Origin of the sequence: Epilithonimonas sp., assembly GCF_032055105.1 — a bacterium.
In the GTDB taxonomy this organism is placed as follows: domain Bacteria; phylum Bacteroidota; class Bacteroidia; order Flavobacteriales; family Weeksellaceae; genus Epilithonimonas.
This window is the reverse complement of sequence record NZ_DAMBRK010000001.1, coordinates 192215-217373: the sequence shown is the minus strand read 5'-3', so window position 1 is coordinate 217373 and position 25159 is coordinate 192215. Positions and strand designations below refer to the sequence as shown.

Below are 25159 nucleotides of genomic sequence, written 5' to 3'. Positions count from 1 at the left end.
TTTGTTATCTTAAAAAAGGTGTTTTATTTAACAAAGGAATACAATAAGCCTTTTGAATCAATTAAATTTTGTTTTCCCCAATATTATCAACTCAATTTTGTTTCCCCAGCCCTAAAGGGAGCAAAATTGATATGAAAATTAGGTCTTTGGTTTAACGTAGATAAGTGTGACGGCTTTGTTTGGGTTTAAAAACAGTATTTAATAATAAAAGCATTTCTGACTTTGCTGTAAAACAATGCAATGCTAATTTTGCTTATATGGAGGTCTTCGACTCCGCTCAGGCTGACAGTGCTAATTTGGTTGATTCTCGATACATTTTTGTTCTTCACTTTGTTGTGAACAAAAATACTTGAATTGACGGGTTGTGGTTTTTGAAGATTGATTCTCGATACATTTTTGTTCTTCACTTTGTTGCGAATAAAAATACTCGAATTGACGGGGGCTGGTTTTTGAAGATTGATTCTCGATACATTTTCGTTCTTCACTTTGTTGCGAATAAAAATACTTGAATTGACGGGGATGGGTTTTAAAATAATTATAGGAATTTGATTTTGATCTTTTATGTTAAATTCTTCGACTGCGCTCAGGTTGACAGGGTGAAAAAAAACACTTTTTTCTTCGAGATGTATCAGGAAGGTTCGCTTGCTTTTTTTATTGTTGACCGCCGTTTTTCTTAATTAAAGGTTAAATAATTGTAAAATTTAGGAAAATTAAATTTTAACAAATAGGGTTTATTTATTGAAATTAACATGATTTTGCTAGTGTTTTTGTGTTTAAGTTAACATTTTAAAAAAAATACGTTTGTTTTGTTTATATTATTATATTTGCCTGCTTAATGAAAACAAATGCTATGGATAAAAAATTATTCTCTCTGAGAACGCATTTTCTCTACACGTGTATCAAACCTCTTCTTTTCGCTTTGTTGATTGCTTCCCAATGGGCTTGGGGGCAGATTAGTTTAACAAATTCTTCAAATTCAAATACGCAAAATTTTGACTCTATGGGTGCAACTACAACATTGCCATCTAATTGGAGAATGCGTATTGAAACTACAAGTCCAACATGGGCGGCAGCTGTAGGTACGGTTACACAACAAAGCTCTGGTAGTAGCAATCCAACCGCTGGAGGAACATATAACTGGGGGCGAACAACATCGGAACGAGCTGTGGGTGCAATGACATCTGGTTCATTTGATAGTCCTAACAATTTATTATCATATTATAAGAATAATGGTACAACTAACATTACTCAAATTTCTGTTTCTTACAACGCGGAAAGATATAGAGTTAATACAGCGTCAGCTTCTATTCAGTTTTACTATTCTTTAAATGGAACAAATTGGACAGCGGTTTCAGCTGGTGATATTAGTGCTTCTAATTTTCCAACTGGTTCTAGTTCGTATACTTTTGCTTCGCCACTAGTTGTTAGTAGAACTGGGATTACCATATCCTCATTAACAATTGCTCCTAATAGTGACTTTTATCTTAGATGGACTATAAACACTACTGGAGCTAATTCTCAAGGTATAGGGATTGATGATGTTACATTGGCAGCTACTTATCAAGCAGTAGCTAACCCAACTATCACACTTGCTAATAATGAGAATGGGCAAATTACTGCAGCTAATGTTGTCCAAGGGACTGCCAGCCGTGTGCTTTCTAGTTTCAAAGCTACTGTTACAGATGCTGCAACAGTTCTTAATGAAGTTTATTTTTCTACCAAAGGAACTTATACATCATCAGATATTACCAATTTCAAACTATGGAGAACCACTGGGAATACATTTTCTGGTGCTACACAGATGGGCAGTACTTTTACAAATATCTTGGGAGCAGGTACTGGAGAAACTATTACTTTTTCAAACCTAAACCAAACATTGGCTCTTGGTAGTTCTTTTTATTTTTGGATCACTACAGATGTGGCTGCTGCTGCTACCGTAGGACATACTGTGGGTGTAGAGGCTATAGATGATCAAGATGCTTACTTTGATTTTTCTGGAACCGAGACGCTTACCGGTTCTGCCAGTGCATCGGGGTTGCAAACTATTGTGGCTAATACCACACCTGCTGCTACACTCAGCTCAACTCCAAGTTCTTTGTCAGAAACTAATTTAAATGGATCAAGCTTAACTGTTAATCTTACCAACGCAACTTATGTCAATTTTACGGCAACTAATTTTGTTCTTAACAATGCGCCTGCTGGGGTAGGGATAAGCTCGGTAAGTGGTTCTGGAAGTTCTGCTACTATTACTCTTACTTATGATAATACAGATTTTGATGCGGATATTATTAATTTTAGTGTAACCGTAAAAGGAGTGGCACTTAGCACGGGAAGTGATCTTACTACCAATACTGTTGCTATTACTGCGGTTACAGAAGCTTTATCTGCAACAGCGTTAACAGCTTTTGGTAATGTTTGTACCAATGTTGCAACTAAGCCTGTCAACTCCTTTACCCTTAGTGGTACAGTAAAAATTGGTAATATAAGTTTAGCTGCTCTTGCTGGTTATGCTTATTCGGAAACAGCTACAGGTCCTTTTACTTCTACATTATCTTTTGCTAATGCCGGTACAATGCTTAACAAAACGATATATGTACAGTTTAGCCCAACACAAGCACAGGCTTATAATGGTAATATAGTAGTGTCTGGAGGCGCTGCGCCTAGTATCAATGTAGCTGCATCTGGAACAGGGCTTGTGCCTTCACCGGCAACTGTGGCTACCAATGCAGCAAGCAATGTTGTCAACACAACGGCTACGCTTAATGGTGGTTTTTCTGCAAATAGCGTTTGTCTTCCTGCTATTACCGAGAAAGGCTTTGTGTATGCAGTTACGGCAACCAATGCGGATCCGCTGAATGGCGGTACTGGGGTTACAACAACGCCGGCTACCGGTACAACAACAGGTCCTTATACATTGGGTTTAACCGCTTTGACGCCAAATACAAGCTACTCATACAGAGCTTATGTATATGACGGGACTACCTATACATACGGTGCGTTGCAAACTTTCACTACAAAAAGTGTTGCTACCAAATTGGTATTTGGTATTATACCGCCAACTACTGGTGCTGCTAATGCTAATCTTACAACATTTACAGTTCAGGCGCAGAGAGATGATAATACAGTAGATGCAGAGTACACCTCTGCAGTTGGTCTTACTCGTAATATTGTAACAGGAACTGCTAATCTTACAGGAGCTGCCTCTGTAAATGCTGTGGCTGGCGTGGCAACTTTTTCTACGGTACAGTTTGATGCGTCTGGTACTTACACTATTACAGCGGCATCTGGAAGTTTGGCTACTGTAACGAGTGGAGATATTGTGGTATCAAAAGTTACACAAGCTACAGATTATTTCCGCAGTAATAATACAAATGGTACTTGGGCGACTGCATCACACTGGCAGTCTTGTGCTACTAATTCTACTAATGATGAGGATTGGATTACAGCTACTGCTGCGCCAACAAATATAGCAAGTGGGATTGACATAAGGAATGGACATATTGTATCAACCAGTGCAAGTGCAAGTGCATATAATCTTACCGTAAAAGATGGTGGTAGTTTGATTTTAAATTCTTTACTAACAAATTCAGGTTTATTTACTATTGAAGATAATGGGGTTGTCACAATATCATATTCTAGTTCTAATTTATCTGCAAATATTTGGGCAGGAGAAGAAGATTTTAAACCTAATTCTAAAGTAATAATGAGGGTTAAAAATAGCAGTGCAGATTTATTTGATATTAATTCGGGTGTACCTACGATTACCGCAAGAGAGTATAATGGTTATACGGCACTTTTTGGTAATTTAACCTTTGAACCGGTGTCAGGATTTAGTGCATTCATGCCTACTGGTGCAAATTATAATATTACACATAATGATTTAACTCTTACTTACAGTGTTGCTAGTAACCTAAGTATTTTTTCAGGAAGTTCTATAACTATGGGTGTGGGTAGAGATTTTATAACGGATATTAATACTACAAACTCGGTAGCCTATCAAACAGGAACTGGAAACTCAATTCTAAATATACAGAGAGATTATATTAAAAGAGGAACTGGAGAATTTAGATTTGTATCTGCAACTGCAAGTGCTGCAAATTCTCATACTATTACGTTAAACGTAAATCGTAATTTTGAAATACAAAAAGGAATTGCTAGAATGATTGTTTCTAACTCTGGTGGAACAAATTTTCAGATTAATCTAAATGGTAATTTAACTATTTTGGAAGGTCAATTAGTAAATGGAAATACAAGTACTTTTAATAATGGAATTTCAGGGCTGTTTTTTTCTGGAATTTCTGAGCAAACTATTGATTATTCTTCCTTAAATTACCCTACATATATTTCTTTTAATATAAAAAACAGTTCATTAGTAAAACTTATTAATCAAAACTTAACTTTAGGTTCCAATTCTAAATTCAATGTTTTATCTGGCGGTACGTTAGACTTTGGTTTTGCGGCGGATGGTATAACAGCGCTTAATGTTTTAGCTAACGGAAGTGGGCAAACGTTTACTTCAGCAAGTGACTCTACATTAAAAATTACTTCCTTAGACGGAATTACAACAACGGCTAATTTGGGAAATGTGCAAGTGCCTGTTGCTGGTAGAACTTATAGCGGCGATGCGACTTTCCATTACATTGGTAAAGCAAATCAGTCATCTGGAAACGGTTTACCAGATGCTGCATCCAACAAAAAAGTAATTGTAGAACTAGCTGATAATACTTTAGAATTTCAACCTAATGGTCTTAAGGAAATAAACGATGGTGGTTACCTTGAAATCAAAAAAGGAACTGTGTTAGATAATAGTACGGGATCTTTTGGGGACGGTGATACAAAAGGTGTATTAACTATGTCCGATGGACGCTATAAATTATATAAAACGAGTACAAACCCAGGTTTGTCTGGTGTTTATAATCTTACTGGTGGGGTTGTAGAGTTTGCAAATGTTAATACTTCTACTCAAACGGTTCGTAGTACAGCATACCAGAACGTAGAGATTACTGGTAAACCAGTAGGTAATTCTAGTGGAAGTATTACGTTGCAGTCTGGGGGGACTTTCACGATAAAAAATGGTGGTGAGTTTACCATTAATAATAATACCATTGAAGGACCAACAGGTGTACAAACGGTAACTGTAGAAAATGGAGGAACTTTCAAAACAGGAGATGTGGATGGTTTTTCCGGTAGTACTAATACATCAATAAAGAGTGATGTAGAAAATATAATATTACAGACGGGAAGTACAGTAGAGTATAGTAAAGCAACTACGGATGGTAATCAAACGGTAACATTGTTTCCTGCAGGTTATCAAAATCTAACCATTTCTGGTATAGGAGAAAAAACAGTAGCTCCGGGCAAACTTTTAGTAAACCAATTAACTAAAGTAACAAGTGCTACTTTGAAATTGTCGGAAACAGCTGATAATGTACCTTCTAATGTACTTGAAGCAAAAGGAGGTCTGCAAAATAATGGTGGTACAGTTTTATTTGAAAACAATGCACAGCTGATGCAGGATAAAGATGCAGCTAATGTTGGGAATATAAGAATGGAGAGAAAAGCTGATGTGCCAAGTGATCAATATAATTTTTGGTCTTCTCCGGTGAAAAACCAAGCTCTATATAGTCTATATCCAGGGATCTCTAATAAAGGTGTGATGGTTTATAATTCATTAAATGATATGTTTACTTCTCTTGCAACAGCAAGTAATCCACTTTCTCAGTTTGCAAAAGGTTATTCTATCAAAGGTTCTTCTATAGTAGCGCCAGCTGTAACTGCAAGTTTTGTAGGGGAGGCTAATAATGAAACTACATTGGGAACTAATAGTATAGAGTTGTCTACAGCAGGAAGTAACTATAACCTAATTGGTAATCCTTATCCTTCTAACCTTAATCTTGTAGCATTGTACAATGCTAATAGTGCAAGATTTTATAATGATACAGACGAGACGCCAACGGCTTACTTTTGGGATAATACAGGTAATACAGATCTGATTCAATTAGGGTCTGGGTATGTTAATCAAAACTATGCTACGGTTAATATGTCTTCAGGGATTGGTGTGCCTGCTCCAAGACATTCTGCGACAGGTGAGAAACCAAATGGAATTGTAAGACCAGGACAAGGTTTTATTATTAGAGCTTCGGAAGTAGGTGGAAACCTTAATTTCGAGAATTCTATGAGAACTTCAGGTATTTTAATGCATGGAGTGCACTCGCAATATTATAAAGGGGATTCTGAAAATAGTGATAAGTTCTATCTAAAATTAACCACATCTAAAGATATGAACTTGTTAACGGCGGTATATTACAACCCTGCTGCGGAAAATGGTTTTGAGCGTTTTGATAGTGCTATCTTCAGCGAAGGAGTTACAGAAAACTTCTTCTCTTTAAGCTCTGATTCGAAAAAATTGTCAATCCAAGGTAGAAAGGGAGCTTTTGATGTGGATGACATTGTTCCTTTGGGGGTTAAAACGGCTGTTGCAGGAAGTCAGAAAATAAGCATAGAAAGTAAAGGTGGTGTTTTCCTTGAGAGTCAGAATATTTATCTGAAAGATAAACTTCTTAATAAAATTGTGAACTTGACTAGTGGCGATTATACTTTCGAGGCAGTTAAGGGTACTGATCTTACTCGTTTCGAGATTGTTTATAAAGAAGATGTAGTTTTAGGTGTTGGAAATGATTCAAAATCTGATTTTGTAGTTTACAGAGATGGAAATGATTTTGTGGTGAAATCTTCTAAAGCTTTAGGAAAAGTAGAAGTTTATGATACGGCAGGACGATTGGTGGTTGTTCAAACAACAAGTAATAAAATCTTTAAGTTGAATGCTTCTACATTCCCAGAAGGTATGTTTATTATAAAAGCTGAGAATTCTGGAGATGTGAAAACCAAGAAAGTTATAAAGTAAGCGATTGGTAATCTATTAAAAAGACCGAAACAATTTTGTTTTGGTCTTTTTTTATTTTAAGAGCCTGTTTGAAAAGTAATCAAAATTATTACCCCGCCCCTAAAAGACGTCATTTTGATTACTTTCCAAGTGATTTTTCCTCCCTGTAGGTTTGTGGTAAAGTGAATTTTAGTTAATGTTTTTTTGCTTAGAATCTGTTTGGAAATTAATCTAAACCACATAGTCACATAGAAAACCCCTATCTGAAGTGCAAAAAAAGATAAAATAGACACTTCTTGTGCATTTTGATTGTTTTTCGTCACTTCGAGTAGTCCGCCTTAGGCGAGACGTATCGAGAAGTTTGTAATTTTGAAGATGAGTTTGTTCTCGATACAAAAATAATTTTCCATTTTATTACAAATTATTTTTTACACGAACTGACGAGTTCAATAATAAAATTTAGCAAAATGTACAACGGGTAAAATAGAAGTATGATGAGCTTCTTTAAATTTGTTTCGAAAACCATAAAAGTCACAAAAGTTTAAATTTTCCTTAAGTTTATCAAAAGTTCAAATAAGGATAATGACTTCTTTTTTGCTCTTTGAAAGATTTTCTTTTTTTGATTCTTCTTTTGTGACTTTGTGGTTTAATATTTTTTATATTTTTTTAAACAGGCTCTTACTATTTTTTCTTACAGATTTAAATTTCTATACTTTTTTAATATGAAAAATAAAAATTTTATAAATCCTTGTTATAAGAAATTTGTAGTATAAAATTATCTTATGACCGCTATAAACTTTTATCCCGAATTTAGGCTAGATAAGATTGGTTTTTTTTTTGGCAGTCAGATTAATCGGTGTTTTTCGGTTGTTGAAAAAAGTTGATCATTATTAAGTTTATTTTTGTGGATTTGTATAGCTTGGATAATGCTGGTTAAATTATTAAATAATTATTTAAAACACATTATTAATTATAATTTAATATATAAGGCTTATGATTTTGGTATAATTTTATATCTTTACAGCTTGAAAATTATGTTTATTTTTAAACGGACAATGAGGAAATATCTTAGCTTATTATTTATAGCAATTAGTTTTGTGTCTTTTGCACAGTTTCAGGATAATGTTTTTGAACAAGATAAATCGACTACTTTACACAATCAATCAGACGTGAATAATTCAACAAAGATAGGTACAGATACTCAAGTTGATGGGACTCAGTCATCTTCTGCAGGTCCTGGTAACCCTGGGCCTGAGCCTGTTCTAATTGATGGTTTTCTCCCATTTTTATTCTTGACCGGATTGGTTTTTATTATATATTATAGAGAAAAGAGTAAAAAAATTAATATTTAAAATATAGGCATCCGAAATTGATTGATTTCGGATTTATTTTTAAGATATGTATAGAGAAATCCTAAAACCAGTATTTGATTTCCTGTTGGCATTGGTTCTTTTGATAGGTCTTTCTCCTTTGTTTGTGTTGCTGATTGTTTTGCTTTATTTATTCAATCAACGCAATGTGTTCTTTTTCCAAGAAAGACCAGGTAAGAACGAGGAGGTTTTTAAGATTATCAAGTTCAAAACCATGACAGACCAAAAAGATGCGTCTGGAAATCTTTTGCCTGATGAGCTTAGATTGACTGAGATGGGGAAATTTGTAAGAAAAACATCCTTGGATGAGTTGCCTCAATTAATCAATGTGTTGAAAGGTGATATGAGTTTCATAGGGCCAAGACCTCTTTTGGTGAGCTATCTACCGTTGTATAATGAGGAACAAAAACAACGACATCTAATAAAGCCTGGTATTACTGGTTGGGCTCAGGTGAATGGAAGGAACGCTCTTAGTTGGCAACAAAAATTTGTTTATGATGTTTTTTATGTAAAACATGTTAGTTTTTTGTTTGACTTGAAAATTTTGTTATTAACAATCAAGAAGGTTGTAAAAAGTGAAGGAATTAATAGTGCAGGGCAAGCAACAACAGAAAGTTTTAAAGGAAATGAGTAAAGTTGTGTACATACTAGGAGCAGGAGGACATGCAAAAGTTGTAATAGAAATAGCTGAATTGTTGGGCTATGAGATTGCCGGGGTTTTTGATCAAAACAAAGATGTTAAAGATGTTTTGAACTATTCGGTTTCTCATGATTTTGATGTTTTTTCAAAACACAAAAATGTTTTTTTTGCCTTAGGTAATAATCAGAATAGAAAAAAAAATTCTGAGAGTTTCGGAGTTGATTATCCTAATTTTATTCATCCTTCTGCTATCATTACGAAGTATATTGATTTGGGTCGAGGCAATGCTGTTATGGCAGGTGTAGTGATTAATTCTTCTGTGAGAATAGGTGATTTCTGTATTATCAATACATCATCTAGCTTAGACCACGATTGTGAGATAGAAGATTTTGTTCATATCTCCCCAAAAGCCGCTTTGGCAGGTAATGTAAAGGTAAAGGAAGGTGCACAAATTGGTATCGGTGCATGTGTTAAACAAAATGTAACGATAGGTAAATGGGCGGTTATTGGTGCTGGTGCTGTTATTATAGAGGATGTGCCGGATTATGCTGTCGTTGTTGGCAACCCAGGTAAAGTGGTGAAATATTGTTATTGAATTTTGAACAATATCTCATTATTTGTGGAAATTTTTAAGCGAAGATTGTAGTCGTGTTGTTAAAAACTTTGAAGTTTTAATTATTGTTGTGAAAATGATATTATTAATTATTTGCTAATAAGCCCAATAATACGTCTAATTATAATATCTTTACAAGAAAATTAATAAATGGATTCTAAAATTTGGCTGTCATCGCCTCACATGGGTGGGATGGAGATGAAGTATATCCAAGAAGCGTTTGATAATAATTGGGTTGCTCCATTAGGAAAAAATGTTGATGAATTTGAAATAGCCATAGAAAATTATCTTCAAGACAATAAATTTGCTGCAGCACTTAGCTCCGGAACCGCAGCATTGCATTTAGCTTTGATTCAGCTAGGCGTGGGGTATGGCGATGAGGTGATTTGTCAATCTTTTACATTCTCGGCATCTGCCAATCCTATAAAATATCTTGGGGCTACACCAGTTTTTGTAGATTCGGCCCCATCCAATTGGAATATGTCTCCAGAGTTTTTGGAGGAAGCGATACAGGATAGAATCAAAAATCATAAAAAACCAAAAGCTGTAATTGTAGTACATCTCTACGGTATGCCAGCTTTGATGGATGAGATTTTGGAGATTTGTAAGCGGTACGAGATACCATTGGTAGAGGATGCTGCAGAATCTTTAGGATCAAGTTACAAAGGAAGGAAATGTGGCACTTTTGGAGAGTTTGCTTTGCTTTCTTTTAATGGTAACAAGATTATAACAACATCTGGCGGTGGTGCTCTTGTAGCTAACACAAAGGAAGAGAAGTCTAAGACTATTTTCCTATCAACGCAAGCTAGAGACCAAGCTCCCCATTATCAACATTCTGAAGTGGGGTATAATTATAGATTGAGCAATATCTGTGCAGGCATCGGAAGAGGACAAATGGAGGTTCTTGAAGAAAGAGTGCAACAGAGAAGAGCAAACCACGACTTTTATAAAGAATTGTTTTCTGATATAGATGCTGTAGATGTTTTTTCCGAAGCTAATTCTGATTTTTATTCCAATCATTGGCTTACAAGTATTACAATCAATAAAGATATTACTTTAAAAACAAATCTAGATTTGATGTCTGCATTTGCGGAGAAGAATATAGAAACACGACCATTGTGGAAACCAATGCATCTGCAACCTGTTTTCAAAGATTGTCCATATTATGGAGGAGACGTTGCCGAAGGATTATTCAACCAAGGTCTATGCTTGCCGTCTGGTTCTAATCTTACAGATGAGGATAAAAAGAGAATAACAAGTGTTGTAATTAACTTTCAGTTTTAAAATAGAGCCAAGTAGAAGATGGGGAAAGTTAAAACTTATAAAAGATTCTCACTCAATGATAATGTGTTGGATCTTGCAGATCTCAAATTTCTGCCAAGATGGGTTATTTTAGTAATTGATTTGATCATCATCATCGCATCGCTTCTTGTATCTCATTTACTTATACTAGCCTTGGAGGTTAATCATTATAAGGTGTTTCCTCTAGGGTATGTGTTTCTTTTTATTCTGGCGGTTAATGTTTTGTTTATGTATATATTCAAAACCTATTTGGGCGTTATAAGGCACTCTACGTTTGTAGATCTTTTCAAGATATTTTTGGCTAATCTGTGTTGTGTTTTAACTATTGTTGCTATCAATTATTCATACTTTTTGATTGTTAATAAAAAAATAGTTCTTATTCCATTTCTGGGGTTGTATTTTGCTATTTCCTGTTTGTTTTTATTTGTTTTCAGGCTTTGTGTAAAAGGTTTTTTCAATATTATAAAAGAAAATAAGAGGAGTAATAGTAGGAAAAAAATCTATATTCTGGGAGATGATGATACTTCTGTGGCTATTGCCCAGGTTATTTTGTCTAATCCTAATTTACCATTTGATATTAGAGGTTTTATATCTTATCATGATAAAAGGTTGAATGTTAAACTTTTAGATAGGAAAGTTGTCGCGAAGTCAAAATTTATTAGTAATCTCAAAAATGGGATTAACGAAGTTAGTAGTGTCTTGGTGATTAAAGAAGCCTTACAAAAAGAAGAATTGGACTTTTGGGTTAATATTTTTCTTGAGTACAATTTGAAAATCTATAAAGCACCAGCGTTGCAAAAATTACGTACTAATGATATCGTTAATCAGATTAATAGAATCCAGATTGAGGACTTGCTCAATAGGAAGCAAATCAAACTAGATAATCTAGAAATCAGAAAGCGACATTTCCAAAAAACGGTTTTGGTTACTGGCGGTGCAGGATCTATTGGAAATGAGATTGTAAGACAGGTTGCTCTTCTGAATCCAATGCAGATTATAATTTTGGATCAATCGGAGACACCTCTTCACGAAACAGAGTTAGAAATGAGAGAAACCTATCCTCACATCAACTTCAAATTTGTTTTGGCAGATATATCCAATTATAGTCGTTTGGAACCATTGTTTAAAAAGTATAACTTCTCTATGGTTTATCATGCTGCAGCGTATAAACATGTTCCTATTGTAGAAGATAATCCGCACGAAGCAGTTCTTGTAAACGTAATGGGAACCAAAAATCTAGCATTACTAGCTAATAAATATGGTGTCAATAGATTTGTAATGGTTTCTACAGATAAAGCCGTGAATCCTACCAATGTAATGGGTGCGTCCAAAAGAGTTGCCGAATTATTTGTTCAATCTTTGCAAAATCTACAAGGTAATACTACGAAATTTATTACCACTAGGTTTGGGAATGTTCTTGGTTCCAATGGTTCTGTAATCCCACATTTCAGAAAGCAAATTGAAAAAGGAGGTCCAGTTACTATTACACATCCGGAAATTGTAAGATACTTTATGACCATTGCAGAGGCTTGCGAGTTGGTTTTGAATGCCGGAACTATGGGTGTGGGTGGAGAGATCTATGTTTTTGATATGGGTGAGCCTGTGAAGATTCTTGACTTGGCGAAAAGAATGATAAAGCTTTCCGGCTTTGAACCAGATATTGATATTAAAATAGTTTACACAGGACTGAGGCCTGGTGAAAAATTGTACGAAGAACTTCTAAGTGATGATACTCGTACACTGCCAACATCTCACGAAAAAATTATGATTTCCAAAGATCCATGTATGCAATTTGAAGAGATTGATGAACTAACAGACCTTATTATAGATTTTTCTAAGAAAGAAGAGAAGCAAGAAATTGTAAGAATACTAAAAATAATCGTAAAAGAATTTAAAAGCAATAATTCTATTTACGAATCGTTAGATAAATAAGAATTCCTATATTTGCAAACCTTCAATTTAAGAAATCATTTATGAGAAGAGCTTTATCCATAATTTTTATGGCTTCAATGTTTTGTATTATATTTTCATGTAAAGTAAAAGATGATATCGATTACATGAAAAACATAGAGCAAACAGCAGTTCAAACATCTATTCAAACATCTACTTTTACGATTCAGCCAGGCGATCAATTAATGATTTCTGTTACAGCAAAAGATAATGATATAGCCAAACCATTTAATCAAAATTATTCTTCTAGTAATGTTTCACAATATTCGCTTTCTAGTAGTAATTTGCCAATGCAAGGGCAGTCGTCTGTATCTGGACCTACTTATCTAGTAGACTCTAAAGGTGATATACAATTTCCTACTTTGGGTACAATCAATACAAGTGGTAAAAATATAGAAGAGTTTCGAGAGATTCTTAAAGAACAATTAAGAAAATACATAAAAGAACCTGGGGTTAGCGTTAGAAATACGAATTTTAAAATTACAATATTGGGAGAAGTAAGCAAACCAGGCGCTTTCACTGTTCCAGATGGGCAATCTATGACTCTTCTTGCAGCCTTGGGTTTAGCGGGCGATTTGACTATCTACGGTCAAAGGACAAACGTTCTAATCATTAGGAATGTTGATGGAGCCACTACCAAACAATTTATAGATTTGACAGATGCAGGGTTTATGAACTCTCCGTACTACTATGTGAAGCAGAATGATGTGATCTATGTTACTCCTAATAAAACCAGAAAAAATTCATCGGCATATGGTCCTCAAACGGGGGTTTTGATATCTATAGCGTCTGTACTTGTGGGGCTTTTAGCTTTGCTGTTCAGGTAGATGTTTTTATCGGCACATACTCACTTTTTGATGAAAAATCTAATAACCACTTTATCTATTAAGATGATATTGGGTCGTTATTAGTGATTTTAGGAGCTTGGTTAATTAATGATTTTATCACAATTTAGAATGTCAATAAGTGTCTTGTTTGCCCATTATTATCACAAAAAATAATTCTTTTGTTAAAGAAAAACTAAATAATTTTTGGAAACGTAGTGGAACTAGCTTCTCAGGATAATACTTGATATGATTTTACAGAGAAGCTAATGATGTTTTCAAGTCTGGTATGCTATGGAAGAGTAGCTTTTGTATTGAATGATATAAGTAAAGGAAATTTTAACTATGGTTACAACTATAATTATAGTTACAATAATAAATAAGTCTTTTTAAATGAATAACGTTACGACAAAAGAAGAGGAAATCAATGTAAGAGAAATTTTAAAACCATATTTGAAAAAATGGTATTGGTTTTTCATAAGTGTTTTTATCATGTTGATTTTAGCAGTTATATATGTTAAAACTACAGCTCCTGTTTATAAAATACAGTCTTCTGTCCTAATAAAGGATGCTAAGAAAATGTCTTCTGCATCTGGTGACTTTGGCGTACTTTCTGGTCTTGGAGGTTTTGCCGGTATGGGGACTAATAGTATTGAAAATGAATTAGAAATTTTTAAATCTAAAAAGATTGTAAAAGATGTTTCTAATAAACTTAAAATACAAGTTTCTATTTTTTCCAGAGAAAAATTCTATGATGTAGAATTGTATAAAGACTCTTCTCCATATGATATATACGTTGTAAATGAAAAAGAATATGAAGAAGTACCTAAAAAACCTATAGATTTTAACGTTGAAGGGAATAAAGTGACACTCTCTTCAAAAGAAATCGGAAAAGATGTTGTAGGTTCTTTAAACAAATTAATTAGTCTGCCTTTTGCCAATATAATCATTACAAAAAATCCAAATTTTAACAAGAAAAAAGTTAAAAAATTAGATTTAGATGACTTTTATTTTAGTTACTCGGATGCTGAAGGGTTAGCGGATAATTTGCAAAAAGATATAGCGGTAGATCTTACGGATAAGGAAGCTACAGTTATAGGCTTGTCTATTAATCATCAGAATAAAGATAAGGGTAAGGATATCCTAGATGCTATAACAGATACTTATAACGAGTATGCCATTGTAGATAAAAACACAGAATCTAAAAAAACGAAAGACTTTATAGATGAGAGGATTAATATTATATCCAAGGAGCTAGGTGACGTAGAAACAGAAAGACAGCAGTTTAAAGTAGAACATAAGATTGTGGATCTTCCTTCAGAAGCCAGACTTAATTTACAATTGACTACAGAAGCTCAAAAGAGAGAGCTAGAACTCGATACACAATTGGAGCTTACTAATGTATTGATTAATTACATCAATTCTCCGGCCAATAATAATCAATTAATACCAACTAATATTGGGATAGACAGCCCAACAGCAACTTCAAATATTTCTGCATATAACAAGTTAATTCTTGATAGAAATAGAATGTTGGAGAATGCCACTCCAGAAAACCCATTGGTTGTAGAAATTACCAAAGATATCAATGCCTTGAAAACAGCTCTTAAAGAGAGTCTGTATAAAGCTAGTACCAACTTACAGATTTCAAAAAGAGATGTTACCAAGTATGCGAATGAGAAAGATAATAAAATCCAACAAATTCCTTATCAGGAAAAACTTTTTAGAAATATAGAACGTCAGCAACAGATCAAGGAAAATCTTTATCTTTTACTACTTCAAAAAAGAGAAGAGGCTGCCATTTCTATGGCCATTACTGGAGAAAAAGCTAGAGTTATAGATTATGCTTTTGTAGACAAAAAACCTGTTGCACCAAAAAAAATAATCAGTATCCTAATCTCATTTTTTGTAGGTCTTCTGATTCCTGCCGCTTTTATATATCTTAAAGAACTTTTCAGTAATCAAATAGTTACAAAACACGACTTAGAGAAATTAACAAGAGTTCCTATTTTAGCAGAAATTCCAAGATTGTCTAGAAAAGAAGATGAGTTGATAAAAATAAATGATGTCTCTCCATTAGCAGAAGCATTCAGAATATTGGTTACCAATATCAAGTTTATTTTACCTAAAAAGGATTCAGCAAAAATTATTTTTGTGACATCTACTGTAAAGGGAGAAGGGAAAACCTTTGTGTCAGTTAATTTATCTCTAGCACTTTCTTCAACTAAAAATAATGTTTTAGTCATTGGTTCTGATATCAGAAATCCACAGTTGCAAAGATATAATCCGGCAATGAAGGGTTCCAAAGGGCTTACAGAGTTTTTATATGGAGATATAGAACAGGCGAGAGAAATTATCCATCCAAGCGGTTTTATTAAGAATTGTGATTTTATCTATTCTGGTAGTATCCCTCCAAATCCTGCAGAACTGTTACAGAATGGACGATATGAAAAGCTTATTGAACAAGTGAAAAATGATTATCAATATATTATTCTAGATACCGCACCTCTTATGTTGGTAACAGATTCTTTCCTGATTTCTCATGTTGCAGATACAACGTTGTATGTAACTAGATCAGAAGTAAGTGAAAAAGGATTTGTAGATTTTGCAAACAAAAATGTTGAGGCTAAAAAAATTAACAATGTTGCATTTGTCCTGAATGATATCCATAAAACTAATTTTGGTTATGGGAACAAGTATGGTTACGGATATCAAGCGGAAGAACAAAGTTTTTTTCAAAAGGTTAAGAACATTTTTTAAATAGATGACAATATTTTTGGATAATTTCAAAAAAAAACTACTTGGTTTTGGCGTAGATGGCTCTGTTTTCTATACTGTAATGGGCCGTTTTTTACAAGGTCTCGGAGGTTTGTTTACAGTAATACTGGTTGCTCAATTTTTATCAAAAAGCGAGCAAGGCTATTACTTTACCTTCAGTAGTATATTGGCTATCCAGATTTTTTTTGAATTAGGATTGTCTGGTATTATTGTTCAGTTTATTGCCCACGAGATGTCTGATCTTTACATAGAGAATAACGGAACCTCAATTTCAGGAAACGGACAAAATCTTTCTAGGCTGTCATCATTGCTAAAATTTTCTGTTAAATGGTTTTTTATTATGGCCATAGTTTTGCTGGTAGTTTTAGTAGTTTCTGGGTTCTGTTTTTTTTCAAATTTTGGAAAAGATACCAATGATGCTATTGTTTGGAAATCGCCTTGGGTGATAATATCTTTAAGTACGTCATTTTCTTTAATAATTAGTCCATTTTTATCTTTTTTTGAAGGAATAGGCCAAATAAAAGATGTCGCAAAATTTAAATTGATTCAGATCACATTACAACTATTATTGTTAGTTTTTGGTCTTTACTTTGGATGGAAACTCTTTGCCTATCCAATAGCTAATTTTGTATCAATACTTATTTTGCCACTATGTATTATATTCTCTTCAAAGATTAAGATTCTAAAAGATGTTTGGAAAAAACACGGTACTTACAATGTAGATTATAAAAAAGAAATCTTTCCTTTGCAATGGAAGATCTCTCTAAGTTGGATCAGTGGTTACTTTATCTATCAGTTGTTTAATCCAGTGATATTTGCTTATGAAGGAGCTGTAGTAGCAGGTCAAATGGGCGTTAGCTTAGCTATCATAAACGGTGTACTGCTTGTGTCTTTAAGTTGGGTCAATACAAAAATTCCTGTTTTTTCTACACTCATTGCGAGAAAAGAATATCAAAAATTGGATGCACTATTTAGGAAAACTTTATTTCATTCTACAAGCATCAGTATTATCGGTATTACATTTGTGATTTTGAGCTATTGCGCTCTAAAATATTTTCAAATAGATTATTATAAAAGATTTTTACCACTTGGATTATTCTCCACGTTGATTTTTGGATTTTTGATTAATCAAGTAATATCTTCTTTAGCAATCTATTTGAGATGCCATAAAAAAGAACCATTGTTGGTGTACTCTGTTGTTTCTGCCATATTAATATGTTTTTCCACACTTTTTGTGGGTAAATTTTTGGGGATTAAAGGCATAATCTATGGTTTTAGTTTTTTAATTGTTTTCTTTTGTTTTCCGTGGGCACTTTATATTTTTTTAAAAAAAAGGAAAGAATGGCATTAGTAATATATTGATTTTAGATTTTTATCATGAGTAACAGAACACTTGCAATCACAATTCCTACTTATAATAGAAAAGAAATATTGATGGAAAACATTGATATGATTTTTGATGATATTGTAAAATATAATGTCTCTCTTTATATATCAGACGATAGTAATAATAATGAGACAAAAGATAGTGTAGAAAAATTGCAGAAAAAATATAATAATATATTTTATTCTAAAAATGAACCAAGTCTAGGGCATGATAAAAATTATATCAAAACAATGTCTTTACCCAAAGAAGATTACATCTGGTATCTTGGTGACTCTATGGTCATAGAAAATGGCGCAATAGAAAAAATTATAAATATTATTGCATTAGACGATTACAACTATATTGCCGTCAATGCTCAGGAAAGAAAATTAGATCTTGAATCTAAAGTTTATACAAACTTAAAAGAAGCTTTTGATGAAATTGGGTGGCATCTTACGCTAACTGGAGCAACAATATACAAAAGATCAACTTTGAATGTTGAAAAGATTAACTTTTCAGAAGTTCCCAATTTTCCACAATTAGCTTTAATTTTTAAAAACTTTGATGGGAAAAACATATTTTGGACAAACCAAAAATTGATACACTCAAACAAAAAAAAGGTAAGTTATTGGAAAAAGGATATTTTTAAAGTTTTTATAGGAGATTATTCAAAAAGTTTGAGGTATATTTTTAAAGACAAAGATTTTGACATCACTACATTAACCTATATGCATGTACATAAATCTGGTCTTTTTGGATTGACGAATTTGATAAATTTGAAAATTGAAGGTGTTTTAGAAGATACCGTATTATCAGAATATCGTGAGGTAATTAAAAGAATGAGCTTTGGGAAAAGGTTTTTTTTAATGATTATAAAGATAGTACCTGATTTTTTATTAAAAAGGTTTGTTTCTTTGATAATTACTTTAAGATAAATTTTATTAAAATAATATTTAAAAATGAAAATAAGGATAAAAAACATGTTATTTTAAAATAAATTAGAGGTTTATGATGTATTATTATTTGATCTTTTTTTTATCATCTTGTTTATCTCTATTTGGGAATTGGCGGCATAGAAATATAGTCTCTTATATTTTAATAACTGTTTTAGTTTTGTTTGCAGGCACAAGATTAGATATAGATGCAGATTACTTTATGTATTATAAAAATTTTCAATACATAGAGAAGACGCCCGAAGATTTTAAAGCTAGACTAATTACTTTAGAATGGTGCATGTATTTTTTTCCACATTTTTTTGAATTATTTTCAAGTTCAAAAATTGAAATTATTAGAGCCTCATTTTTTGCATTTGCTTTTTTTGGAGTGGTTACCAAAATTGTTGCCATGAAGAAATTTGCAGAGTTTTTTTTCTTAAGTATCATTCTCTATGTAAGTAACCTCTATTTTATGCAGGAGATGACAACAATACGTTCTGGTGTTGCTGCCGGTATTTTTATTCTTGCATTAGATGATCTGGATAAAAAAAATAACAAAGGTTTTCTTATAAAATTATTATGCTGTTTTTTCTTTCACTCCTCTAGTATATTATTTCTTATTCCTTGGATTGCCCTAAAATTCAAAATAAACATAAAGTTTTATTATTTTACAGCTATCGTTTCGCTAGCATTAGCGATGCTTAAAGTCAATGTTTTGACCCTTCTCTTTTTAGATAGAATTTTCCCCAGAGTAGAAGGTTACATAAAAGCAATGGAATGGATGAAAGAAAAAGAGGCTAACATTTTTAATTTTAAGGCTCTTTTCGCTATATTAATTATTATTCTTTTTGGATTATTTTATAAAAAAATGAAAGATGTACAATATTTTGATACATTGTTCAAAATACATATTATATCACTTTCTTTATTTTTCTTACTTAGTGGTAGTGCTCAGGTGTTCTCTATCAGAACTTTTGAAATGTTTTCCATCATACAATGCTTGCTTTACCCTTTGATTGTACATATCTTTCCAAAAAAAATGAAGATATTTGGTTGGGTTATCATTATATTGTTTTCATTAATCCAAATCTATTACATTATAGACGTTGCTGATATATACGAACCTTATGAAACTTGGTTTTTTTAAAAAAAAATATCTATGATGAAAATATTGTTCGGAATTGTTTGTTTTAGAGAAAAATTTTGGGAAACAAAATCTTTTATTAGCCTTTTGGCATCTGTAGAAAACTATCAGAAACCAATCTCTATTTTTGTATTTGATAATACCGATGATCTAGGTTGGGACGCTTATAGCAGTTATACCACTACCGAATTTGCACAGGTGGATTATAAACATAATCCCAAAAATCCGGGCATTGCAGTTGCATATAACACTATCGCAAGACATGCCAGAGAACAGCATTTTTCCCATATAGTTTTTCTAGATCAAGATACAGAACTACCAAGCAACTTTTTTTCGGAATATCTTAAGACGATAGACTTGGACTTGGACATAGCAGCTCCTCTCATATATGAAAATCGAAAACTATTATCGCCATCTATTTATAAAAATTATAGAACCTCATTTTATGATAAAATAGACAATGATAAGATAAAACTAAAAGGAAATAGTTGTATAAACTCGGGATTACTCGTTAAAACAGATTTTTTCTTTAAAATCGGGGGATATAATGAAACATTAAGACTAGATTTTTGCGACCACGAGTTCATCAAAAGAGCAGCCGATAATACTCAGTTTCTAAATATTATACCTGTAAAATTGGAACAAAATTTTTCTACCAATACAAACCCATTAGACAAGGCATTGTTTAGGTACGACTTGTTTTCTAAAGATGTTAAAGCATTTAAAAAAATTAATAAAAATGATATAAAAATTGCATTATTTGTAGATTTGCCCCATATAATTAGACTGACTTTACAATACAAAAGTTTTGCTTTTATCAAGCAAAGATTTTTTTAAAACCAAAACAATGAAGAAAAAAATATCTGTCTGTATGGCAACCTACAACGGAGAGCAGTACATAAAAGAACAATTAGAATCTATACTTTCTCAGTTAGGAAATCAGGACGAAGTAATTATTTCGGATGATCATTCTACAGATAATACATTGGATATTGTAAATAGATTATCGGATAATAGAATTCGAGTTTTTTTAAATGATAATAAAAATGGATTAACTTATAATTTTGAAAATGCAATAAAAAAAGCAACTGGAGATTATATTTTTCTTTCTGACCAGGATGATGTTTGGTTACCTAATAAAGTTCAGTTAGCTGTAGAGGCATTTCAAAAAAATGATGTTGTTGTTAGTAATTGCAAAATTACAGATGGAGAATTATTTGTAATAAATGAATCTTATTTTAAATTGAATAATTCCCAAAAAGGATTTTTTAAGAATTTTTATAGAAGTTCATATCTTGGTTGTTGTACTGCATTTAAAAAAGAAATTTTAGTAGATATTTTGCCTTTTCCTAGAAATCTTTACCTATATCATGATTGGTGGATAGGATATTTATCTGACATGAAATACAAAGTGAAATTTATAGAAACTCCATGTCTTCTATATAGAAGACATGATAATAATATGTCTTCAACTGGTGGGACATCAAAGCAAAGTTTATTTAAAAGAATTAGAGATCGTTTTCAGTTGTTGTATCTCGGTAATCTTAGATTATTAAAATTAAAATAAATATGATTTTTAAATTATTTTGGATAGTGCGGGCTTTATTATTCAAACCTTTTTTTGGGAGATTTGGCTTTGTATCATATATAGGGAAGCCAATTTTTATCAAAGGAAGTAAAAAAATTTTTATAGGTAAAAATGTAAGGATTTTTCCACATTTAAGAATAGAAGCATATGAGAACGCTAAGATTGTAATTGAAGATAATGTAGGGATAGGTCAAAATGTTCATATCACATCCGCATCCAATTTGATTATAGGTAGTAACACAACTATTTTAGCCAATACGTTTATTACAAATATAGATCACGAATATAAAGAAATTGGGAAACATATTTTAGATCAGCCAATGATAGTAAAGGAAACTAGAATTGGAGAAAATTGCTTTATAGGGATTGGTGTTGCAATACAGGCTGGCACAATTCTAGGGAAACAATGTATCGTTGGATCTAATTCTGTAGTTCGAGGTAGTTTTCCAGATTATTCGGTGATTGCTGGATCGCCTGCAAAAATCATTAAAAAATATAATTTTAAAACGCAAAACTGGGAAAAAATTTAGTAACCATGAATATACTTATTACGGGAGGAGCCGGATTTATTGGAAGTAATCTAGCCTTAAAATTAATAGCAAAGGGACACTCTATTACAGTATTGGATAATCTTTCTACTCAAATCCATGGAGATAATCCTAAAGAAACATCGCCACTTTATCAAAGTATCTTAGGTAAAGTTTCATTTATAGAAGGCTCTGTTACCAATGTAGATGATTGGAAAATTGCATTGGAAGGGCAAGATGTTATTGTCCATTACGCTGCAGAAACTGGTACAGGACAATCTATGTACGAGGTACAAAAATATGTAGATGTAAATGTAAATGGGACATCAATAATGCTCGACCTCTTGGTAAACGGAAATTACAATGTGAAAAAAATTGTTGTAGCTTCATCTCGATCTATATATGGAGAAGGAAAGTACATTAGTAAAGAATTAGGAGCTGTATATCCAAAACATCGTATAGCAGATGATATGGATAAAGGGAATTTTGAACCCATTTATAAGAATTCTTCAGAACTTACATTGGTTGCAACAGATGAAGATTCAAAAATACACCCTTCTTCTGTTTATGGAATTACAAAACAAAATCAGGAGCAGATGGTACTTACAGTTTGTCCTACTATTGGTATTGCGGGGGTCGCTTTTCGTTATCAAAATGTTTATGGTCCAGGGCAATCTCTCAAAAATCCGTACACAGGTATTTTATCAATTTTTTCTACACAAATCAAAAATGGTAATGGTATCAATATTTTTGAAGACGGAAAAGAAAGTAGAGACTTTGTTTTTATAGATGATGTCGTAGATGCTACTATTTTAGGAATAGAAAAAAATGAAGCAGACAATCAGGTTTTCAATGTAGGAACAGGTGTGGCTACAGATGTAATCACTGTTGCAGAATTACTTTCCAAAAATTATGGTGTAGAAGTTCCTATCACAATCTCTGGGAATTACAGGTTAGGAGACATCCGTCATAACTTTGCAGATCTTACAAAAATAAAAAATGCGCTTGGGTTTGAACCAAAATTTACATTTGAACAAGGTTTGAAGCAATTTACTGAATGGGTTAATACCCAAGAAGTAGAAAAAGACAGATATCAGGAATCTATCGATGAGATGAAAGCAAAAGGGTTATATAAATAGTCATGTTGGAAAATAAAAAAATACTCTTTGTATCAGTAAGTTTTTTTAATTATGAAAAAATAATTAAAAATAAATTGGAGCAAAGAGGTGCAATTGTCGATTTATACGATGAAAGACCATCCAATTCTATTTTTATTAAAGGATTGTTAAGAATTAAAAGAGATGCTTATGCTCTACAAATCAAAAAATATTATTCTAATATTTTAGAAGAGGTAAAAAATAAAAAATATGACTATTTCTTATTAATAAAAGGAGAAGTTATTCCTATTTACTTTATAAAAATGGTAAAAGAATTAAATCCAGGCATCGTTTTGATATATTATAACTTTGACTCATTTTATAATAATCCTAATGCATTAGATTTTTTACCATTATTTGATCATAATTTTACATTTGATACAGAAGATGCTGAAAAGTATAATCTCAATTTCAGACCTTTATTTTACTCAGATGATTATGAAAAAATTAGATTAGAAAAACAAGAAAACAAAACAAATTACGATATAGCTTTCATCGGAACAGCTCATTCAGATCGTTATCTAATAAGTGAAGGAGTTTCTAAAGAAGCAAAAAAAATAGGTCTTAAACATTTTGCTTATTATTATTCTCAAGGTAGAAGCGTTTTTTTATTTAAAAAGCTTTTTGATAAATCATTTAAAAAATTTGATTATAAAAAACTTTCTTTTAATAGTCTGTCACATTCTCAAATTATAGATATATATAAAAGTTGTAATTATATTTTAGATATTAATCATCCTAGTCAAAAGGGACTTACAATGAGAACTTTTGAAGCATTAGGTGCTGGAAAGAAACTAATAACAACAAATACAGAGATTGCTAAATACAAGATTTTTGAAAGTGGAAATGTATTATTAATAGATAGAAATACAGTGAAACTGGAACCGGATTTTTTCAAAAGTAGCAGAGTAGACTTTGATGATCAAACTCTATATGCTATGTCTATAGACGGATGGATTGATAATATATTTTTTATAAAAGCACAAATGCCGAAATGGTTTTAGAAATAAAATCTGTTAATGTTTTTTTTTAACATAATTTTAATATATTTGTAGATAACTGACAACCAAAAAACATGAAAAAAATACTATTCCTTTAGGGTTAGCGTTTAAAATAAAGTTTTATGAAAGTAAAAACTTATTTGAAAGTATCTAATCCTATAAATAGATGTCTCTTTATTAATGTAAGTGATATCTCACTTAAGCTTTTTCGAGGCAAAAAACTCCGAAAATCTTTTAAAGTAGTTAGATATAATTCCGGGAAAAATAGAAAAAGTATTCTGGAATATGTAAATCGTTTGAATATCAAAATAATTGTAATTGAAACCTCTAATTTAAATCACTTGCCAGAAAATTTAACAAATGATATTATTGAAGCAAGACTAAATGGTGTAAGGGTATATGATGCACAAGAGTTTTATGAAAAAGTAAATAGAAGAATACCTCTGGTAAAGCTCAATTCTAATGAGTATTTGGCAGATGATATTTTTTCTATAGGACTTAAACATCATTCAGGATTATCATCAAAAAGAATTATTGATGTTGCAATAGCGTTATTGCTCCTGCCAATAGCTTTACCATTGGTGCTTTTAGGCTGTTTGTTAACTTTTATTTCTTCTTCTGGGAAAGTGCTTTTTGTACAAGAAAGAATAGGAGTAAGCTCTAAAAAGTTCAAGATTTATAAAATAAGGACAATGAAATCCAAGCACAACGGAGGATATACAACCTCTAATGATGATCGGATTACAATAATCGGGAAATTTCTAAGACTTTCCAAAATAGATGAACTGCCACAGTTATACAATATCCTTAAAGGAGATATGAGTCTTATAGGGCCAAGGCCGGAAAGACCAGAATTTGTGGATATTTATAAAGAAGAGAATGCATATTTTGATTTGAGACATATTATTAAACCGGGAGTTACAGGATGGGCACAAGTTAATTTACCAAAAGCAACACCAGAAGATAATCTTAAAAAACTGGAATATGATCTTTATTATATAAAAAATTATTCTCCTAAATTAGATATTGAAATTATCTTAAGAACAATAAAAGTTGTTCTTACTATGAATAGTAACTAAAT

At 32.2% G+C, this 25159-nt stretch carries 17 protein-coding genes; all 17 read left to right on the top strand.

Annotation, left to right across the window (positions count from 1 at the left end; translation table 11 throughout):
* Window positions 1-850 precede the first annotated feature (850 nt).
* The 17 genes from RTY06_RS00865 to RTY06_RS00785 all read left to right on the top strand — a co-directional run bounded on the left by RTY06_RS00865 (window position 851) and on the right by RTY06_RS00785 (window position 25157).
* Window positions 851-6904, top strand: coding sequence for a T9SS type A sorting domain-containing protein (locus RTY06_RS00865; protein WP_312822109.1), 6054 nt, complete (start codon window positions 851-853; stop codon window positions 6902-6904).
* 905 nt (window positions 6905-7809) lie between these two features.
* Window positions 7810-8235: a hypothetical protein gene (locus RTY06_RS00860; protein ID WP_312822108.1), complete on the top strand. Its 426-nt coding sequence runs from the start codon at window positions 7810-7812 to the stop codon at window positions 8233-8235.
* A gap of 46 nt (window positions 8236-8281) precedes the next feature.
* Window positions 8282-8887: a sugar transferase gene (locus RTY06_RS00855; protein ID WP_312822106.1), complete on the top strand. Its 606-nt coding sequence runs from the start codon at window positions 8282-8284 to the stop codon at window positions 8885-8887.
* A gap of 4 nt (window positions 8888-8891) precedes the next feature.
* Window positions 8892-9488 (top strand): acetyltransferase, encoded by a 597-nt coding sequence (locus RTY06_RS00850; RefSeq protein ID WP_312822104.1) that lies wholly within the window; start codon window positions 8892-8894, stop codon window positions 9486-9488.
* Between the two features lie 168 nt (window positions 9489-9656).
* Window positions 9657-10790: an aminotransferase class I/II-fold pyridoxal phosphate-dependent enzyme gene (locus tag RTY06_RS00845; RefSeq protein ID WP_312822103.1), complete on the top strand. Its 1134-nt coding sequence runs from the start codon at window positions 9657-9659 to the stop codon at window positions 10788-10790.
* Window positions 10791-10808: 18 nt separating this feature from the next.
* A complete protein-coding gene (locus tag RTY06_RS00840; RefSeq protein WP_312822101.1) occupies window positions 10809-12740 on the top strand; it encodes a nucleoside-diphosphate sugar epimerase/dehydratase in 1932 nt (643 codons plus the stop codon).
* 41 nt (window positions 12741-12781) lie between these two features.
* The gene (locus tag RTY06_RS00835; RefSeq protein WP_312822099.1) at window positions 12782-13585 is read left to right on the top strand and encodes a polysaccharide biosynthesis/export family protein; all 804 of its coding nucleotides are present in this window, start codon (window positions 12782-12784) and stop codon (window positions 13583-13585) included.
* A gap of 390 nt (window positions 13586-13975) precedes the next feature.
* Complete coding sequence (locus RTY06_RS00830) at window positions 13976-16342, top strand: polysaccharide biosynthesis tyrosine autokinase (protein WP_312822097.1); 2367 nt, start codon at window positions 13976-13978, stop codon at window positions 16340-16342.
* Window positions 16343-16346: 4 nt separating this feature from the next.
* The gene (locus tag RTY06_RS00825; protein ID WP_312822095.1) at window positions 16347-17711 is read left to right on the top strand and encodes a polysaccharide biosynthesis protein; all 1365 of its coding nucleotides are present in this window, start codon (window positions 16347-16349) and stop codon (window positions 17709-17711) included.
* Between the two features lie 26 nt (window positions 17712-17737).
* A complete protein-coding gene (locus tag RTY06_RS00820) occupies window positions 17738-18661 on the top strand; it encodes a glycosyltransferase family 2 protein (RefSeq protein ID WP_312822093.1) in 924 nt (307 codons plus the stop codon).
* A gap of 73 nt (window positions 18662-18734) precedes the next feature.
* Window positions 18735-19808, top strand: coding sequence for an EpsG family protein (locus RTY06_RS00815; protein ID WP_312822091.1), 1074 nt, complete (start codon window positions 18735-18737; stop codon window positions 19806-19808).
* A gap of 12 nt (window positions 19809-19820) precedes the next feature.
* Complete coding sequence (locus tag RTY06_RS00810) at window positions 19821-20642, top strand: glycosyltransferase (protein ID WP_312822089.1); 822 nt, start codon at window positions 19821-19823, stop codon at window positions 20640-20642.
* A gap of 10 nt (window positions 20643-20652) precedes the next feature.
* Entirely contained in the window at window positions 20653-21372 is a 720-nt protein-coding gene (locus tag RTY06_RS00805; RefSeq protein WP_312822087.1) for a glycosyltransferase family 2 protein, read from the top strand.
* 2 nt (window positions 21373-21374) lie between these two features.
* Complete coding sequence (locus tag RTY06_RS00800; protein WP_312822086.1) at window positions 21375-21923, top strand: DapH/DapD/GlmU-related protein; 549 nt, start codon at window positions 21375-21377, stop codon at window positions 21921-21923.
* A gap of 5 nt (window positions 21924-21928) precedes the next feature.
* Window positions 21929-23059: an NAD-dependent epimerase/dehydratase family protein gene (locus RTY06_RS00795; RefSeq protein ID WP_312822085.1), complete on the top strand. Its 1131-nt coding sequence runs from the start codon at window positions 21929-21931 to the stop codon at window positions 23057-23059.
* A 2-nt stretch (window positions 23060-23061) separates the two neighbouring features.
* Window positions 23062-24081 carry a hypothetical protein gene (locus tag RTY06_RS00790; RefSeq protein ID WP_312822083.1) on the top strand — a complete coding sequence of 340 codons (1020 nt, stop codon included), beginning with the start codon at window positions 23062-23064 and terminating at the stop codon, window positions 24079-24081.
* Between the two features lie 119 nt (window positions 24082-24200).
* On the top strand, window positions 24201-25157 hold the full coding sequence (locus tag RTY06_RS00785) for a sugar transferase (protein ID WP_312822082.1): 957 nt from the start codon (window positions 24201-24203) through the stop codon (window positions 25155-25157).
* The last annotated feature ends 2 nt before the right edge of the window (window positions 25158-25159 follow it).

Excerpts from the sequence above, each read along its gene's own strand:
- RTY06_RS00865 (WP_312822109.1), top strand. The coding sequence starts at position 851 with ATGGATAAAAAATTATTCTCTCTGAGAACGCATTTTCTCTACACGTGT.
- RTY06_RS00860 (WP_312822108.1), top strand. The coding sequence starts at position 7,810 with ATGCTGGTTAAATTATTAAATAATTATTTAAAACACATTATTAATTAT.
- RTY06_RS00855 (WP_312822106.1), top strand. The coding sequence starts at position 8,282 with ATGTATAGAGAAATCCTAAAACCAGTATTTGATTTCCTGTTGGCATTG.
- RTY06_RS00845 (WP_312822103.1), top strand. The coding sequence starts at position 9,657 with ATGGATTCTAAAATTTGGCTGTCATCGCCTCACATGGGTGGGATGGAG.
- RTY06_RS00840 (WP_312822101.1), top strand. The coding sequence starts at position 10,809 with ATGGGGAAAGTTAAAACTTATAAAAGATTCTCACTCAATGATAATGTG.
- RTY06_RS00835 (WP_312822099.1), top strand. The coding sequence starts at position 12,782 with ATGAGAAGAGCTTTATCCATAATTTTTATGGCTTCAATGTTTTGTATT.
- RTY06_RS00830 (WP_312822097.1), top strand. The coding sequence starts at position 13,976 with ATGAATAACGTTACGACAAAAGAAGAGGAAATCAATGTAAGAGAAATT.
- RTY06_RS00825 (WP_312822095.1), top strand. The coding sequence starts at position 16,347 with ATGACAATATTTTTGGATAATTTCAAAAAAAAACTACTTGGTTTTGGC.
- RTY06_RS00820 (WP_312822093.1), top strand. The coding sequence starts at position 17,738 with ATGAGTAACAGAACACTTGCAATCACAATTCCTACTTATAATAGAAAA.
- RTY06_RS00815 (WP_312822091.1), top strand. The coding sequence starts at position 18,735 with ATGATGTATTATTATTTGATCTTTTTTTTATCATCTTGTTTATCTCTA.
- RTY06_RS00810 (WP_312822089.1), top strand. The coding sequence starts at position 19,821 with ATGATGAAAATATTGTTCGGAATTGTTTGTTTTAGAGAAAAATTTTGG.
- RTY06_RS00805 (WP_312822087.1), top strand. The coding sequence starts at position 20,653 with ATGAAGAAAAAAATATCTGTCTGTATGGCAACCTACAACGGAGAGCAG.
- RTY06_RS00800 (WP_312822086.1), top strand. The coding sequence starts at position 21,375 with ATGATTTTTAAATTATTTTGGATAGTGCGGGCTTTATTATTCAAACCT.
- RTY06_RS00795 (WP_312822085.1), top strand. The coding sequence starts at position 21,929 with ATGAATATACTTATTACGGGAGGAGCCGGATTTATTGGAAGTAATCTA.
- RTY06_RS00790 (WP_312822083.1), top strand. The coding sequence starts at position 23,062 with ATGTTGGAAAATAAAAAAATACTCTTTGTATCAGTAAGTTTTTTTAAT.
- RTY06_RS00785 (WP_312822082.1), top strand. The coding sequence starts at position 24,201 with ATGAAAGTAAAAACTTATTTGAAAGTATCTAATCCTATAAATAGATGT.